Source organism: Novosphingobium endophyticum (assembly GCF_014640675.1).
In the GTDB taxonomy this organism is placed as follows: domain Bacteria; phylum Pseudomonadota; class Alphaproteobacteria; order Sphingomonadales; family Sphingomonadaceae; genus Novosphingobium; species Novosphingobium endophyticum.
Window position 1 is genome coordinate 1 of sequence record NZ_BMHK01000023.1, and the last position, 16,707, is coordinate 16,707.

Genomic DNA, 16,707 nt, shown 5'->3' on the forward strand with positions numbered 1-16,707 from the left:
CATCTTCCGGGATTCATCTGCGTCTCACCGCTGAAGGAGGCTCGGATGAACATAAAGTATCGCGTGGAACTCAGCCAGTCGGAACGGGATCAGCTTGACGCCATGTTGAGCGGCGGCCGTCACGCGGCGCGCAAACTCAAGCGCGCGCAGATCCTGTTGGCGGCGCAGGACGGCGTGTGCGACGAGGTGATCGCCGCGACATTGCAGGTCAGCGGATCGACCATCTATCGGACCAAGCGCCGTCTGGTGGAGGCGAACCTTGAGGGCGCACTCAGTGAGGAGCCNCGCTGGACGCTTGAGCTTCTCGCCGATGAGATGGTCAGGCTGACCGATCATGACGCGCTTTCCTGCGAGACCGTGCGCCGACGACTGGCGGAGAATCATCTCAAGCCATGGCGCAAGGACATGTGGTGCATTCCCAAGGTCGACGGGGAATACGTTGCGCGCATGGAGGATGTGCTGGATCTCTATGCACAAGCGCCCGATCCGGAGCGGCCTGTGGTCTGTTTCGACGAGAGCCCCATCCAGCTCATCGGCGAGGTGCGCGCGCCCATTCCCGCAAAGCCCGGCCAGCTCGAGCGCTATGACTGCGAGTACAAGCGCAACGGCACCCTCAACCTGTTCGTCTTCCTCGACGCGCACCGTCCCAGCCGACGGAAAGGATACATCATGACCAAGGCTCTTGATCACGAACATAAGAGCGGTTCCGTTCAGCCGGCCCGCAAAGGACTTGCACCTTCAACATCAACGCCATGCCTGGCACACAAAAAGGGCCGGGAGGACAACTCCTCCCGGCCCGTTTTTCGGTTGGCTGGAACGCCGGGCCGGCTCAGAAGCCGCCCATGCCACCCATGCCGCCCATGTCGGGCATCGACGGCATGGCAGGCTTGTCTTCCGCCTTCTCGCAGATCGCCGCCTCGGTGGTGATCAGCAGGCCGGCGACCGAAGCCGCGTCCTGCAGTGCCGTGCGCACGACCTTGGTCGGGTCGATAACGCCGGCGGCGACGAGGTTCTCGTAGACGTCGGTCGCGGCGTTGAAGCCCTGGGTCTCGTCGTTCTCGCGCAGCAGGTTGCCCGAAACGACGGCCCCGTCGAAGCCGGCGTTCTCCGCGATCTGACGAAGCGGGGTCATGATCGACTGGCGCACGATGTCGACACCGCGGGTCTGGTCGTCGTTCTCGCCCTTCAGGCCTTCGAGAGCCTTGGTGGCGTAGAGCAGCGCAGTACCGCCGCCCGGAACAATGCCCTCTTCGACGGCGGCGCGGGTCGCATGCAGCGCGTCGTCGACACGGTCCTTGCGCTCCTTCACCTCGACTTCCGAAGCACCGCCGACCTTGATGACGGCAACACCGCCGGCAAGCTTGGCAAGACGCTCCTGCAGCTTCTCGCGGTCGTAGTCAGACGTGGTGGTCTCGATCTGCGAACGGATCTGCTCGACGCGGGCCTTGATCTCCTCACTCGAACCGGCACCGTCGACAATCGTGGTGTTGTCCTTGTCGATGGTGACCTTCTTGGCTTCGCCGAGCATGTTCACGGTCACGTTCTCGAGCTTGATGCCGAGATCTTCCGAGATCATCTCGCCGGCGGTCAGCGTGGCGATGTCGCCCAGCATGGCCTTGCGGCGATCGCCGAAGCCCGGAGCCTTTACGGCCGCGACCTTCAGGCCGCCGCGCAGCTTGTTGACGACGAGGGTGGCCAGGGCCTCGCCCTCGATGTCCTCGGCGATGATGAGGAGCGGACGACCCGACTGCACCACGGCCTCGAGGATCGGGAGCATCGACTGAAGGTTCGAGAGCTTCTTCTCATGAATGAGAATGTAGGGGTTCTCGAGCTCGACGGTCATCTTGTCGGGGTTGGTGACGAAGTAGGGCGAAAGATAGCCACGGTCGAACTGCATGCCTTCGACAACGTCGAGTTCGAATTCGAGACCCTTGGCCTCCTCGACGGTTATGACGCCTTCCTTGCCGACCTTTTCCATGGCCTCGGCGATCTTCTCGCCGACTTCCTTGTCGCCATTGGCCGAGATGATGCCGACCTGCGCGATTTCGGAGGAGCCCGAAACGTCCTTCGAGCGCTGCTTGAGGTTCTCGACGACCTTGGTGACGGCGAGGTCGATGCCGCGCTTGAGGTCCATCGGGTTCATGCCGGCCGCGACCGACTTCATGCCTTCGCGCACGATCGCCTGGGCAAGCACGGTGGCGGTGGTGGTGCCGTCACCGGCCGCGTCGTTGGCCTTCGAGGCCACTTCGCGCAGCATCTGCGCGCCCATGTTCTCGAACTTGTCCTTGAGTTCGATTTCCTTGGCGACGGTGACGCCGTCCTTGGTGATGCGCGGGGCGCCGAAGCTCTTTTCGATCACGACGTTGCGGCCCTTGGGGCCGAGCGTGACCTTCACGGCGTTGGCGAGGGTGTCGACACCGGCGAGAATGCGCTCACGGGCGTCGCGCGAGAACTTTACGTCCTTGGCTGCCATTGTGTAATTCCTCTCAGAAATTCAGATGGATGGGTGCGGACAGGTTCAGGCGATAACGCCCAGGATGTCCGATTCCTTCATGATCAGCAGGTCTTCACCGTCGACCTTGACTTCGGTGCCGGACCACTTGCCGAACAGCACGCGGTCACCCACCTTGACGTCGAGCGCGGTGATAGTACCGTTCTCTGCGCGGGCACCGTTACCGGCAGCGACGATCTCGCCCTCCGCGGGCTTTTCCTTTGCGCTGTCGGGAATGATGATGCCGCCGGCCGTCTTTTCTTCAGCCTCAACACGGCGCACGAGCACACGATCGTGCAGCGGACGGAATGCCATGGGAATCTCCCTTATCCTACGAACCAAAAAATAGGATTGGCACTCACGCATAGAGAGTGCCAACGGCCGGGGATATGGTTGCGCGCAGCCGGGCCGTCAAGCGGGCGCGGCACAAAAAATTCGAAAGGTAGGGTTCAGGATTGAAGCGGGCCGCGTACGCGGAGGCCGCGCGAGCGCGGCCGCATCACGAAGCGCACTGGGCACGGGCAAGTGCTTCGCGGCGAAAACGGCATCAGCACGACTTCGCCATCGAGCCGCTTCATTTCTGGACGAGAGTGGGATACGGATCCTGCCCGAGGAGAGAAATTCATGCGATTCAGGCTTTTGCTCACCGGCGTTTCGTTTGCGTTGCTCGCAGCCTGCGGCGCCCCCGAAACGGACAGCGAGGCCACATCCGCGGCCGACCTTTCCGAAACTCCTGACGCCCCGCCGCAAGATGCCGGCACGGACACAGCTACCGCGCCGCCGCCGGCCACCACGGACGCGGCACCGGTTGCGGCGCCGGCCGCCACGGCGACATCGCCTTCGCCGACCGAGGCGGTCAGCCCCTCTGCCGTACCGGCGACAGCGCCCGCGACCAGAACCGAAATCGCGGCAACGAAAACAGCGCCCCCTGCTGCGTTCGCGCAGTGCCGCGCATGTCATTCGGTCGAAGCCGGCAAGAACGGGGTTGGCCCGACCCTGTTCGGCATTTTCGGAAGCAAGGCCGGAGAAGTGCCGGGCTACAAGTTTTCCCCCGCGCTTGCGCGTTCGGGAATCACATGGAATCGATCCAGCCTCGACACCTGGCTCAAGGGGCCGATAAAAATGGTTCCGGGTGCGAAGATGGTGATCGCCATGCCCGATCCCGAAAAGCGCAAGGCGATCATAGATTACCTTGAAACCCTGAAGTAATCGGCGCGCTGGCGGTCACCCTTCCTGCGCCAGCGCCACATTGCCGTAACGCGGGTCTCCGGTCACTTCGCGGCCGATCCAGCTCGGGATCTCCACCGGTTCGTCCGCTGCCTCCAGCTCGATCTCGGCCAGGACGAGGCCCTCGTGGGCGCCGGCGAAGACATCCACTTCCCAGGTCCGCCCGTTTCCTGCCGGGACCAGGTGGCGCATCTTGTCGATGATCCGCCCGGTGCGCAGGTCGAGCATCGCCACGGCATCCTCAAGAGGCACGGAATATTCGAATTCGGCGCGCGACAGCGCAGCTTCGCCGGACTTGCCCTTCGACTTGACGGTCAGCACCGACTTTTCCTCGTCGATCACCCGGATACGCACGCTCGCCGCGCCGCCGTTCGAGAGGTAGGCCTGGCGGATGCGCCTGCTCGCCGTGACGGAATCGCGCCAGGCGTCCCCTTCCACCAGGAATTTGCGTTCGATTTCGACAGCCATGTCCGTTCATGCACCTTCGTCAGCGGCTTCCCTGCGCCAGATCGCCCACAAGGCGCCCCAGTGATCGACCCGCGCCTGCGGCTTCTCGGCCAGCGACCGGGCAACGAGCGGCGCGATGTCCCGTTCGAGTTGCTTGCGCCGTTCCCGCGCCAGCGCGAGCATCGCCTCGACCGCGTCGAACCGCTCCGTGCTGGGCGGCATCGCACCCAACCATTCTTCGAGCACGCAAATGTCGTGGTGCAGGCCGAGCATGTCGGCCAGCCGGCTCAGTTCGGCGGCGCATGGTCGCATCGTCGCGGGCCACAGCGGTACCAGCAACCGGGTGTGATACCAATGGTATTTCATCAGCTTGCGCAATTCGTGGTAGTTCGCGGCGGAAGGCTCCGAATGCACCGCGCGCTCAGCCTTGCGCGCCTTTCGCAAGATTCGCCGCAGACCGCCGCCCAGCGCGTCCCAGCCCTCGCCCTGCAAGGACCAGTCCTTGCTGCGTTCGAGCGCCTTTTCGAGCCGCTTGCGGGCCTCGTCGAGATGAGTGGAGGCCATTCCCTTGGGCGCCTGCTGCGCCTGATCGCGCGCAAGCTGCCGGCGCAGCGGCGCGAAGAGCCCGGTCTTCGCGGCCTCCGGAGCGCCTTGGGTCAGCAGGTCGATGGTATCGAGCAACACCTTGACGTCGCGGGAACCGGAAAGCGCGCGCGCAATGTCGCGAAAGTCCGCGTTCTCCTGCGCATAATCGGGAAAGACCGGCCGGACCAGGCGGACCAGCGCGCGCATCTTCTTGCAGCACTTGCGCACTTCATGCACCGCGACGGCTGCATCCTTGCCCTCGATCGCGCCGATCGCGCCACCGATCTGCTCGCGCGCGATTCTCCGCGCCGCTCCGGCGACGGTGTCGTCCTTGAGTCGAAACCGGTAGGCCATGCGCCCTCTCTCAACCGCACCCGGACTTTCGGCCGGAGCGCGCCCCGGCACTGTCACAAATACGCGGCAGGATGGGAAGCCGAAACCGCCGTTCGCACATCCCCGCGATGCAAAAAGGGCGGCTCCGACGAGCCGCCCTTCCTGTTTCGTCCCGGAAATCCGGGAAGAAGATTACTTGAGCTCGACGGTACCGCCGGCTTCCTCGATCTTCTTCTTGACTTCCTCGGCTTCAGCCTTGTTGACGCCTTCCTTGACCGGCTTCGGAGCACCTTCGACGAGAGCCTTGGCTTCGGCGAGGCCCAGACCGGTGATGGCGCGGACTTCCTTGATGACCTGGATCTTCTTGCCGCCGTCTCCGGTCAGGATGACGTCGAATTCGGTCTGCTCTTCAGCGGCGGCGGCTTCACCACCGGCAGCCGGAGCGGCAACCGCAACGGCGGCGGCGGCGGAAACGCCCCAAGCCTCTTCAAGGGCCTTGGCGAGGTCGGCCGCCTCGAGGACGGTCAGCTGCGACAGTTCTTCAACAAGCTTGGCAATATCGGCCATGTTACTTCACTCCTGATCTGTGGTCCCGCCGGTGCCTCATGCAGCCGGGCGGGATAAATCGTTTCGAAACGTGTTGCTTGGGCTTGCGCTCAGGCAGCCTTGTCCGCGTAGGCGGCAAAGACGCGCGCCAGCTTGGCCGCCGGAGCGGTCGAGAGCTGGGCGATCTTGGTCGCCGGAGCCTGAACGAGGCCGATGAGCTTGGCGCGCAGTTCGTCGAGCGAGGGCATCGAGGCTAGAGCCTTGACGCCGTCCGCGTTCAGAACCTGCGAACCCATCGCGCCGCCGACGATCTCGATCTTGTCGGTCGTCTTGGCGAAATCGACGACAGCCTTGGCGGCTGCGACGGGGTCCACCGAAGTGGCGATGGCCGTCGGGCCGGTCAGGAAGTCGCCGATACCGACATAGTCGGTGTCCGCGATGGCAAGCTTGGCAAGACGGTTCTTCGCAACCTTGTAGGACGCACCGGCTTCACGAACCTTCTCGCGCAGGGCGGTGGACTGGGCCACCGTCATGCCGAGGTTGCGGGTGATGACCACCACGCCGACCTCATTGAAAGTCGCGTTGAGCTGGGCGACCGCGTCGGCTTTCTGCGAACGATCCATGCCTTACTCCTTCACAATGGGCGCACGGGGTGGGGTGGGCCCAATCCGCAACGCCCGGCTACGTTTGACCATGGCGCTGATGCACCACGGGCGAGTCCGTTCGATGGGGAAGGAGTTTCGCGCCAAAGCGCGAGAGTGGCACCGCGCTTCAAATCGGGAGCGAGGGGCCGGAAAATTCCTGTTCCCCGTCTAGGCTGGAAATTAAGCCCCGGCAAATCCCGGAGCACCAACTGTCTCGGACGGATGAACGACGGCCCGAAGGCTGCCGGTCGGAGCGGGCCAGTGGCGGAAATCAAGCGAAGAGTCAAGCACGGGTGGCGCATGAACCCACCCGTGCCGGCGCACTCACGCCTCTCCGGTTTCCTCCACGGTCTCCGCCTCGTACCCCAGCAGGTCTCCCGGCTGGCAGCCCATCTCGCGGCAGATCGCCTCGAGCGTGGAGAAGCGGATCGCCTTGGCCTTGCCGGTCTTGAGGATCGAAAGGTTGGCTAGCGTGATATCGATCCGCTCTGCCAGCTCGGTCAGGGTCATCCGGCGGGCGTGGAGCAGGTCGTCGAGCTTCACCTGGATGCGGCTGCCTTCGGGCGGCTCGGAGGGCATCAGACCGTCCCTTCCAGATCCTCACGCATGCGCGTACCCTCACGGAAGACCCGCGCGAGGATGAACAGGATCAGCGCCAGGAACAGCCCGGCGAGCGGCAAATCGATCTTGAAGTGGATGGCGCGGGTCACGTCCTCCACCCAGCCGCCGACAATGACCATGGGAACGGTGACGACGTGGATCACGACAGTGATCCACGCCATGCCGCGCAGCCGTTCGGCATTGGCGGGAACGAACGGATCGCCTTCGCCGACACTGCCGACGATGCGGAACAGGTGCCGCTGGAAATAGAAGACAAGCACCGCCAGCACGGCCGCCATCAACAGCAGCGCGGCGATGGCCCAGACCGCTTCGGACGGCGCCCCCTGCCCCACGAGCCTCGCCACCACTCTCCCGCGCAAGGCAAAGAGGACCGGCACGGCCATCGTGAATGCCGCAGCGCCAGCGAGCGCCGCCGCCATGGCGATCCCCAGTATGATTCTGACGATCGCCAACAGCGGGTCGCGCCCCGTGCCGGGGGCCGTGCGAGCGGCGGATGTCACGCAAGCGCCTGCGCGGTTACGGCGGCGGAAGCCGGCGCATGGGAAGCCTCCGGCATGGCCAGCGTCGAGGACCAGAGCGCGAAAACCGTAAGGACGGCCAGCGCGAAAGCGCCGAAGGTGTCTGAAGTGCGGGTCATTGATCGTTCTCCGATAATCTTGATATCGATATTCAATAAATGGTCGCTGCCTTATTGTCAATCGATAATATCGCAAAACGATATGACGCTGATCGTTTTGCGGAAAATGGGCGCGATGCGCGCCACATGTCCTTCGTCGAAGGCAGCCGACTCGCCGCCATCCGGAACGTTTGACAGTTGGCCGGCACAATCCTATATCCGCCCCTGCTCGGCGCTTCGAGCAAGGCGGGTCCATGCGCGGGGACACGTCCAGGAAGGAAGCGGTCCGGGTTTCCATCTGACGCAAAGGCTGCAGGCCGCAATGGAACCTTTTTCAAGGATTCCTTGCATGGCTGGCGGCCTTTTCGTGTTGCGGATGGCTCTGCCTGGGGGCGGAGAGACTCTCGCGATGACGAATTTTTTCCGGACCGGTTCTCCGCGAATCGGCCCCCTTGAGAAGCGAAGAGGCAACAGATCCACATGGCGACCAAGCCCATCGGAACGAACGGCTCCAGCGGACGCTCCGTCAAGAAGCGTATCCGCAAGATCTTCGGCGACATCCATGAAGTCGTCCAGATGCCCAACCTCATCGAGGTCCAGCGCGAGAGCTATGAGCAGTTCCTGCGCTCCGACCCCTCGATCGGCTATGTCTCCGGCCTGGAAAAGACGCTGCGTTCGGTGTTCCCGATCCGCGACTTCGCCGGCACCAGCGAGCTGGACTTCGTCCACTACGAGCTGGAAGAGCCCAAGTACGACGTGACTGAATGCCGCCAGCGCGGCATCACCTACGCCGCGCCGATGAAGGTCACGCTGCGCCTGATCGTGTTCGAGGTCGACCAGGAAACCGAGACCCGCTCCGTCCTCGATATCAAGGAGCAGGACGTCTACATGGGCGACATGCCGCTCATGACCGAGAACGGCACGTTCTTCATCAACGGCACCGAGCGCGTCATCGTTTCGCAGATGCACCGCTCGCCGGGCGTGCTGTTCGACCATGACCGCGGCAAGACCCACTCCTCGGGCAAGTTCCTCTTCGCCGCCCGCGTGATCCCCTACCGCGGTTCCTGGCTCGACTTCGAGTTCGACGCCAAGGACATCGTCAATGTGCGTATCGACCGCAAGCGCAAGCTGCCGGTCACCGCGCTGCTTTACGGCCTGGGCCTCGACAGCGAGCAGATCCTCGACCATTTCTACAACACCGTCACCTGGAAGCGTGGCGAAGGCGGCTGGCGCCTGCCTTTCGTGCCGGAGCACTGGCGCAGCCTGAAGCCCACCTTCGACATCGTCGATGCCCGCTCGGGCGAAGTGATCTTCCCGGCCGGCACCAAGATCTCGCCGCGCGCCGCCAACAAGGCGCAGAAGGACGGTCTGGAGGAACTCCTCATCCCGACCGAGGAAATCTTCGGCCGCTTCTCCACCAAGGATCTCATCGACGAGTCTACGGGTCGCATCTACATCGAGGCCGGTGACGAAGTGACGCCGGAAAACCTCGAGGAGCTCGACAAGGCCGGTATCGACCAGCTCGACCTGCTCGACATCGACGACGTCAACACCGGACCCTGGATCCGCAACACGCTGAAGGCCGACAAGGCCGAGAACCGCGAGATGGGTCTCGAGGCCATCTACAAGGTCATGCGCCCGGGCGAGCCGCCGACGAAGGAAACCGCCGAAGCGCTGTTCGACGGCCTGTTCTTCGATCCCGACCGCTACGACCTCTCGGCCGTCGGCCGCGTCAAGCTGAACATGCGCCTCGGCCTCGATGCCGAAGACACCGTCACCACCCTGCGCACCGAGGACATCCTCGCCGTGGTCAAGGAACTGGTGAACCTGAAGGACGGCAAGGGCGAGATCGACGACATCGACAATCTCGGCAACCGCCGCGTGCGTTCGGTGGGCGAGCTGCTGGAAAACCAGTACCGCGTCGGCCTGCTGCGCATGGAACGCGCCGTCAAGGAACGCATGAGCTCGGTCGACGTCTCGACCGTGATGCCGAACGACCTCATCAACGCCAAGCCCGCCGTGGCCGCGGTTCGCGAGTTCTTCGGTTCCAGCCAGCTCTCGCAGTTCATGGACCAGACCAACCCGCTTTCGGAAGTCACCCACAAGCGCCGCGTTTCGGCGCTTGGCCCCGGCGGCCTCACCCGTGAGCGCGCCGGCTTCGAGGTCCGCGACGTTCACCCGACGCACTACGGCCGTATCTGCCCGATCGAGACGCCGGAAGGCCCGAACATCGGCCTCATCAACTCGCTCTCGACGTTCGCGCGGGTCAACAAGTACGGCTTCATCGAGACGCCGTACCGCCGCGTGATCGACGGCAAGGTGTCGAAGGAGGTCATCTACCTCTCGGCGATGGAAGAGCAGAAGCATACCGTCGCGCAGGCTTCGGCCGAAATCAACGAGGACGGCAGCTTCGTCGAGGAGCTGGTCTCGGCCCGCCAGAACGGCGAATTCGTGATGGCGCCGCGCGACCAGGTGACGCTGATGGACGTTTCGCCCAAGCAGCTCGTCTCGGTCGCCGCCTCGCTCATTCCGTTCCTGGAAAACGACGACGCGAACCGCGCGCTGATGGGCTCGAACATGCAGCGACAGGCGGTGCCGCTGGTCAAGGCCGACGCACCCTTCGTGGGCACTGGCATGGAAGAGACCGTGGCGCGCGATTCGGGCGCCGCGATCTCGGCCCTGCGCGCCGGCGTGGTCGATCAGGTCGACGCAACGCGTATCGTCGTCCGCGCCGCCGGTGACATCGAGGCCGGCAAGTCGGGCGTCGACATCTACCGCCTGCAGAAGTTCGAGCGCTCGAACCAGTCGACCTGCATCAACCAGCGTCCGCTGGTGAAAGTGGGCGATTTCGTCGAGGCCGGCGACATCATCGCCGACGGCCCCTCGACCGAGCTGGGCGAGCTGGCACTGGGCCGCAACAGCCTCGTCGCCTTCATGCCCTGGAACGGCTACAACTACGAGGACTCCATCCTCATCTCCGAGCGGATCGTGAAGGACGACGTCTTCACCTCGATCCACATCGACGAGTTCGAGGTCATGGCCCGCGACACCAAGCTGGGTCCGGAAGACATCACCCGCGACATCCCCAACGTCGGCGAGGAAGCCCTGCGCAACCTCGACGAGGCGGGCATCGTCTACATCGGCGCCGAAGTGCATCCGGGTGACATCCTCGTCGGCAAGATCACGCCGAAGGGCGAAAGCCCGATGACGCCGGAAGAAAAGCTGCTGCGCGCCATTTTCGGCGAAAAGGCCAGCGACGTGCGCGACACCTCGCTGCGACTGCCGCCGGGCGTTTCGGGCACCATCGTCGACGTGCGCGTGTTCAACCGCCACGGCATCGAGATCGACGACCGTACCCGCGCGATCCAGAACGAGGAAATCGAACGCCTCGCCAAGGACCGCGAGGACGAGCGCGCCATCCTCAACCGCGCGACCTACAACCGCCTGGCTGAAATGCTGGTCGGCCAGATCGCGGCTTCGGCGCCGAAGGGCGTGAAGAAGGGCGCCGAGATCACCGAGGACGTCCTCGGCGAGGTCGAGAAGCACGAGTGGTGGAAGTTCGCTGTCGCCGACGACCACATGCAGTCGCAGCTCGAAGCGGTGAAGGCGCAGTACGATGCGACCGTCAAGGCGATCCAGGAGCGGTTCGAGGACCGCAAGGAAAAGCTGGAGCGCGGCGACGAGCTGGCCCCCGGCGTGCTCAAGATGGTCAAGGTCTTCGTCGCGGTGAAGCGCAAGCTGCAGCCGGGCGACAAGATGGCCGGCCGTCACGGCAACAAGGGTGTCATCAGCCGCATCCTGCCGGTCGAGGACATGCCGTTCCTTGAGGACGGCACCCCGGTCGACATCGTGCTCAACCCGCTGGGCGTGCCATCGCGCATGAACGTCGGGCAGATCTTCGAGACGCACCTGGGCTGGGCCGCGCGCGGCCTGGGCGAGCAGGTGAAGGCAGCGCTGGAAGACTGGCGTCACGCCAATCCCGATCCCGAAGCGGCGGCGCCGCCCGAAGCGGTGCGCGAACGCCTCAAGGCGATCTACGGCGCGCACTACGCCGACGACATCGACAGCCGCGACACCGCGTCGCTGCTGGAGCTGGCGGGCAACGTCACCAAGGGCGTACCGATGGGCACTCCGGTGTTCGACGGCGCGGTGGAAGCCGACGTCGCCGACATGCTGGAGCTGGCCGGCCTCGACAAGTCGGGCCAGTCGGATCTCTACGATGGACGCACCGGTGACAAGTTCGACCGCAAGGTGACCGTGGGCATCATCTACATGCTCAAGCTGCACCACCTCGTCGACGACAAGATCCACGCCCGTTCGATCGGCCCCTACTCGCTCGTCACCCAGCAGCCGCTGGGCGGCAAGGCGCAGTTCGGCGGCCAGCGCTTCGGCGAAATGGAGGTCTGGGCGCTCCAGGCTTACGGCGCGGCGTACACCTTGCAGGAAATGCTGACGGTGAAGTCGGACGACGTGGTCGGCCGCACCAAGGTCTACGAGGCGATCGTCAAGGGCGACGACACCTTCGAGGCCGGCATTCCCGAGAGCTTCAACGTGCTCGTCAAGGAAATGCGTTCGCTGGGCCTCAACGTCGAGCTCAAGAGCCTCGATGATAACGAGGATGGCGACGAGCTGGCCGAGGCTGCGGAATAGCGAGGTCCGGGCGGGACCGACGGTCCCGCCCTCTCCTTCTGCCTAGAGAATTCACCCCCAAGAGGGACTGAAAAATGAACGACCTGACCAAGTTCACCAACCAGATGGCGAAGCCCGAGACCTTCGATCAGATCCAGATCGGTCTCGCCTCCCCCGAGCGCATCCGCTCCTGGTCCTTCGGCGAGATCAAGAAGCCGGAGACGATCAACTACCGCACGTTCAAGCCCGAGCGTGACGGCCTGTTCTGCGCGCGCATCTTCGGCCCGGTGAAGGACTACGAGTGCCTTTGCGGCAAGTACAAGCGCATGAAGTACAAGGGCGTCGTCTGCGAAAAGTGCGGCGTCGAGGTTACCGTCACCAAGGTGCGCCGCGAGCGCATGGGCCATATCGAGCTGGCCGCGCCGGTCGCGCATATCTGGTTCCTGAAGTCGCTGCCTTCGCGCATCGGCCTGCTGCTCGACATGCAGCTCAAGCTGCTTGAGCGCGTCCTCTACTTCGAGAGCTACATCGTCACCGAGCCGGGCCTGACCCCGCTGGAGAAGTACCAGCTCCTGACCGAAGACGAGATGCTCGACGCCCAGGACGAGTACGGCGAGGACGCGTTCAGCGCCGGTATCGGCGCCGAGGCAGTTAAGCACATGCTGATGAACCTCGATCTGGAACAGGAGCGCGCCGACCTTCTGCAGGAGCTTGAGACCACCAAATCGGAACTCAAGCCCAAGAAGATCATCAAGCGCCTCAAGGTCGTGGAATCGTTCATCGATTCGGGCAACCGCCCCGAGTGGATGATCCTTGAAGTCGTGCCGGTCATTCCGCCCGAACTGCGCCCGCTGGTCCCGCTGGACGGCGGCCGCTTCGCGACCTCTGACCTCAACGACCTCTACCGCCGCGTCATCAACCGCAACAACCGCCTCAAGCGCCTGATCGAGCTGCGCGCGCCGGACATCATCGTGCGCAACGAAAAGCGCATGCTGCAGGAAGCGGTCGACGCGCTGTTCGACAACGGCCGCCGCGGCCGCGTTATCACCGGCGCCAACAAGCGTCCGCTCAAGTCGCTCAGCGACATGCTCAAAGGCAAGCAGGGCCGCTTCCGCCAGAACCTGCTCGGCAAGCGCGTCGACTATTCGGGCCGTTCGGTCATCGTGACCGGCCCGGAACTCAAGCTGCACCAGTGCGGGTTGCCGAAGAAGATGGCGCTCGAACTGTTCAAGCCGTTCATCTACGCCCGCCTCGACGCCAAGGGTCTTTCGATGACCCTCAAGCAGGCCAAGAAGTGGGTCGAGAAGGAGCGCAAGGAAGTCTGGGACATCCTCGACGAGGTGATTCGCGAGCACCCGGTGCTGCTGAACCGCGCGCCGACGCTTCACCGCCTTGGCATCCAGGCGTTCGAGCCGGTGCTGATCGAAGGCAAGGCGATCCAGCTGCACCCGCTGGTCTGCTCGGCCTTCAACGCCGACTTCGACGGTGACCAGATGGCCGTCCACGTGCCGCTTTCGCTGGAAGCCCAGCTTGAAGCGCGCGTGCTGATGATGTCGACCAACAACATCCTCTCGCCCGCCAACGGCAAGCCGATCATCGTCCCCTCGCAGGACATGGTGCTCGGTCTCTACTATCTGTCGATGGACCGCACCGGCGAGCCGGGCGAAGGCATGAAGTTCGCCGACATGGCCGAAGTGCATCAGGCGCTGTTCAACGGATCGGTCACGCTGCACTCGCAGATCGAGGCCCGCGTGCCGCAGACCGACGAGCAGGGCCAGCAGTACATGAAGCGGTTCGCGACAACGCCGGGCCGCATGCTGATCGGCGAGTGCCTGCCGCAGAGCCACAAGGTGCCCTTCGAGATCGTCAACCGCCTCCTCACCAAGAAGGAAATCGGAGACGTCATCGACCAGGTCTATCGCCACACCGGCCAGAAGGACACGGTGCTGTTCGCCGACGCCATCATGTCGCTTGGTTTCCGCCACGCGTTCCAGGCCGGCATCTCCTTCGGCAAGGATGACATGATCATTCCGGATTCGAAGGTCGCGCTGGTCGCCGAGACCAAGGATCTGGTGGCCGACTACGAACAGCAGTACCAGGACGGTCTGATCACCCAGCAGGAAAAGTACAACAAGGTGATCGACGCCTGGAGCCGCTGCGGCGATCAGGTGGCGAACGCCATGATGGACGAGATCAAGGCCCAGCCGATCGACCCCGAAACCGGCCGCATGGCGCAGATCAACTCGATCTACATGATGAGCCACTCGGGCGCCCGTGGAAGCCCGGCGCAGATGAAGCAGCTTGCCGGCATGCGCGGCCTCATGGCCAAGCCGTCGGGCGAGATCATCGAGACGCCGATCATCTCGAACTTCAAGGAAGGCCTCACCGTCCTTGAATACTTCAACTCGACCCACGGCGCCCGCAAGGGCCTGGCCGACACCGCGCTCAAGACGGCGAACTCGGGTTACCTGACCCGCCGTCTGGTCGACGTGTCGCAGGACTGCGTCATCGTCGTCGAGGACTGCGGCACCGAGCGGGCGCTTGAGATGCGCGCGATCGTACAGGGCGGTTCGGTCATCGCCTCTCTCGCCGAGCGTATTCTTGGCCGTACCCTGGCCGAGGACATCGTCGACAAGGAAGGCAATATCGTGGCTTCCAACGGACAGCTCCTCGACGAGCCGGCCGTGGCTGCGATCGAGGCGACCGGGCTCCAGGCGGCGCGCATCCGCTCACCGCTGGTCTGCGAGGCGACCATGGGCGTTTGCGGCAAGTGCTACGGGCGCGATCTCGCGCGCGGTACTCCGGTCAATATCGGCGAAGCGGTCGGCGTCATCGCCGCGCAGTCGATCGGTGAGCCGGGCACCCAGCTCACCATGCGTACCTTCCACATCGGCGGCGCGGCGCAGCTCAACGAAACCAGCCATCTGGAATCGATCTGTGACGGCACGGTCCAGTACCGCGATATCCCGACGATCGTCGACAAGCGCGGCCGCCGGCTCTCGCTGGCCCGGACCGGCGAAGTCGTGGTCATCGACACAGAGGGCCGTGAGCGCGCGATCCACCGCGTGCCCTACGGCACCGTGCTGCTCCACACGGACGGCGCGGCGGTGAAGGATGGCGAACGCCTGGCCGAGTGGGATCCGTTCACTCTGCCGATCATCACCGAAACCTCGGGTGTGGTGAAGTATCAGGACCTGATCGACCAGCGCACGCTGACCGAACAGGTCGACGATGCCACGGGCATGACCAGCCGCGTCGTGACGGAAGACCGTTCGTCCAGCCGCTCGAAGAAGAAGGAAGATCTGCGTCCGCGCATCACCCTTCTCGACGATCAGTCGGGTGAGGCCGCGCGCTACATGATGGCGCCGGGTGCAACGCTCTCGGTCGAGGACGGCCAGCAGGTCGAGGCGGGCGACATCATCGCCCGCGCCAGCCGCGAAGCCGCCAAGACCCGCGACATCACCGGCGGTCTGCCGCGCGTTGCCGAGCTGTTCGAGGCCCGCAAGCCGAAGGACAACTCGATCATCGCCAAGACCTCCGGGCGGATCGAGTTCGTTCGCGACTACAAGGCCAAGCGCAAGATCGCGATCATCCCGGAAGAGGGCGATCCGGTCGAGTACCTGATCCCCAAGAGCCGCGTGATCGACGTGCAGGAAGGCGACTTCGTCAAGAAGGGCGACAACCTGATCTCGGGCTCGCCCGATCCGCACGACATTCTCGAGGTCCTCGGCGTCGAGGCGCTGGCGGAATACCTCGTCGCGGAAATCCAGGAAGTCTACCGACTGCAGGGCGTGAAGATCAACGACAAGCACATCGAGGTGATCGTTCGCCAGATGCTGCAGAAGGTCGAGATCACCGACGGCGGCGATACCACGCTGCTCGCCGGCGAGCAGGTCGATTACGAGGAAATGAACGAGTATAACGCGAAGCTGAAGTCGGGTCAGAAGCCCGCCGAAGGCAAGCCGGTGCTGCTCGGCATCACCAAGGCCTCGCTGCAGACCCGTTCCTTCATCTCGGCAGCCTCGTTCCAGGAGACTACCCGCGTGCTCACGCAGGCGGCAGTCGAGGGCAAGAAGGATTCGCTGATCGGCCTCAAGGAAAACGTCATCGTCGGCCGGCTCATCCCGGCAGGCACCGGCGCGGGCATGAACCGCGTGCGCGTGGCGGCGTCCAGCCGCGACGCCGCGCTGCGAGCCTCCTACCGCAAGATGCAGGAAGCGCTCATCGCCGCCGAGACGGCCGAGCAGGAACGCGCCGCCGAACAGCAGCGCGACCCGCTCGACGATCTGGGTGACGATCCGCTGGCGGCGGTCGAGGGCGAGACCCACGGCACCGACGCCGACGCGGGCGAATACCTGATCAAGGGCGACGAGGAAGGCGAGGCGTAAGCCTCACTTCCCTTCGTTCGCGAAATGAAGAGCCCCGCCGGTTCGATCCGGCGGGGCTTTTTCGTGGCGTCATCCCGGACTTGATCCGGGACCGCCGGCGGTGTTTACACGCGGCCTGCCACAGGTGCTTCTCCGGGAGGTTGTTTCGAACGACCGCCACCGGTCCCGAGCCGAGCCCGG

General features: G+C 64.3%; 12 protein-coding genes and 1 pseudogene. 4 read left to right on the forward strand and 9 right to left on the reverse strand.

What is annotated here, in order from left to right; translation table 11 throughout:
* Positions 1–45: 45 nt before the first annotated feature.
* Positions 46–657, forward strand: a pseudogene (locus tag IEX32_RS14800) (helix-turn-helix domain-containing protein); the annotation flags it as partial.
* A 172-nt stretch (positions 658–829) separates the two neighbouring features.
* Here the strand turns inward: IEX32_RS14800 and groL are convergent.
* Positions 830–2,473, reverse strand: coding sequence for a chaperonin GroEL (gene groL / locus IEX32_RS14805; RefSeq protein WP_188772325.1), 1,644 nt, complete (start codon positions 2,471–2,473; stop codon positions 830–832).
* A gap of 45 nt (positions 2,474–2,518) precedes the next feature.
* On the reverse strand, positions 2,519–2,806 hold the full coding sequence (groES, locus tag IEX32_RS14810; RefSeq protein ID WP_188772326.1) for a co-chaperone GroES: 288 nt from the start codon (positions 2,804–2,806) through the stop codon (positions 2,519–2,521).
* Positions 2,807–3,115: 309 nt separating this feature from the next.
* Between groES and IEX32_RS14815 the strand changes: the two genes are divergently transcribed.
* The gene (locus IEX32_RS14815) at positions 3,116–3,700 is read left to right on the forward strand and encodes a c-type cytochrome (protein WP_188772327.1); all 585 of its coding nucleotides are present in this window, start codon (positions 3,116–3,118) and stop codon (positions 3,698–3,700) included.
* A 15-nt stretch (positions 3,701–3,715) separates the two neighbouring features.
* On the opposite strand, the gene IEX32_RS14820 is transcribed toward IEX32_RS14815, so the two are convergent.
* The 7 genes from IEX32_RS14820 to IEX32_RS14850 form a co-directional block, all read right to left on the reverse strand.
* A complete protein-coding gene (locus IEX32_RS14820; RefSeq protein WP_188772328.1) occupies positions 3,716–4,186 on the reverse strand; it encodes a CYTH domain-containing protein in 471 nt (156 codons plus the stop codon).
* A 6-nt stretch (positions 4,187–4,192) separates the two neighbouring features.
* Positions 4,193–5,104: a CHAD domain-containing protein gene (locus IEX32_RS14825; protein WP_188772329.1), complete on the reverse strand. Its 912-nt coding sequence runs from the start codon at positions 5,102–5,104 to the stop codon at positions 4,193–4,195.
* Between the two features lie 171 nt (positions 5,105–5,275).
* Positions 5,276–5,650 (reverse strand): 50S ribosomal protein L7/L12, encoded by a 375-nt coding sequence (gene rplL, locus IEX32_RS14830; RefSeq protein ID WP_188772330.1) that lies wholly within the window; start codon positions 5,648–5,650, stop codon positions 5,276–5,278.
* Between the two features lie 89 nt (positions 5,651–5,739).
* Entirely contained in the window at positions 5,740–6,252 is a 513-nt protein-coding gene (gene rplJ / locus IEX32_RS14835; protein WP_188772331.1) for a 50S ribosomal protein L10, read from the reverse strand.
* 345 nt (positions 6,253–6,597) lie between these two features.
* Positions 6,598–6,852, reverse strand: coding sequence for a helix-turn-helix domain-containing protein (locus IEX32_RS14840; protein WP_188772332.1), 255 nt, complete (start codon positions 6,850–6,852; stop codon positions 6,598–6,600).
* The gene (locus tag IEX32_RS14845) at positions 6,852–7,394 is read right to left on the reverse strand and encodes a DUF2975 domain-containing protein (protein ID WP_188772333.1); all 543 of its coding nucleotides are present in this window, start codon (positions 7,392–7,394) and stop codon (positions 6,852–6,854) included. Before IEX32_RS14845 ends, IEX32_RS14840 begins: the two co-directional genes overlap by 1 nt.
* On the reverse strand, positions 7,391–7,531 hold the full coding sequence (locus tag IEX32_RS14850) for a hypothetical protein (protein WP_188772334.1): 141 nt from the start codon (positions 7,529–7,531) through the stop codon (positions 7,391–7,393). Before IEX32_RS14850 ends, IEX32_RS14845 begins: the two co-directional genes overlap by 4 nt.
* Positions 7,532–7,990: 459 nt before the next feature.
* Here IEX32_RS14850 and rpoB point away from each other — a divergent pair, with 459 nt between their 5' ends.
* Both rpoB and rpoC read left to right on the forward strand, forming a co-directional pair.
* The gene (gene rpoB / locus IEX32_RS14855) at positions 7,991–12,160 is read left to right on the forward strand and encodes a DNA-directed RNA polymerase subunit beta (protein WP_188772335.1); all 4,170 of its coding nucleotides are present in this window, start codon (positions 7,991–7,993) and stop codon (positions 12,158–12,160) included.
* Between the two features lie 74 nt (positions 12,161–12,234).
* Positions 12,235–16,527 carry a DNA-directed RNA polymerase subunit beta' gene (gene rpoC / locus IEX32_RS14860; protein WP_188772336.1) on the forward strand — a complete coding sequence of 1,431 codons (4,293 nt, stop codon included), beginning with the start codon at positions 12,235–12,237 and terminating at the stop codon, positions 16,525–16,527.
* The last annotated feature ends 180 nt before the right edge of the window (positions 16,528–16,707 follow it).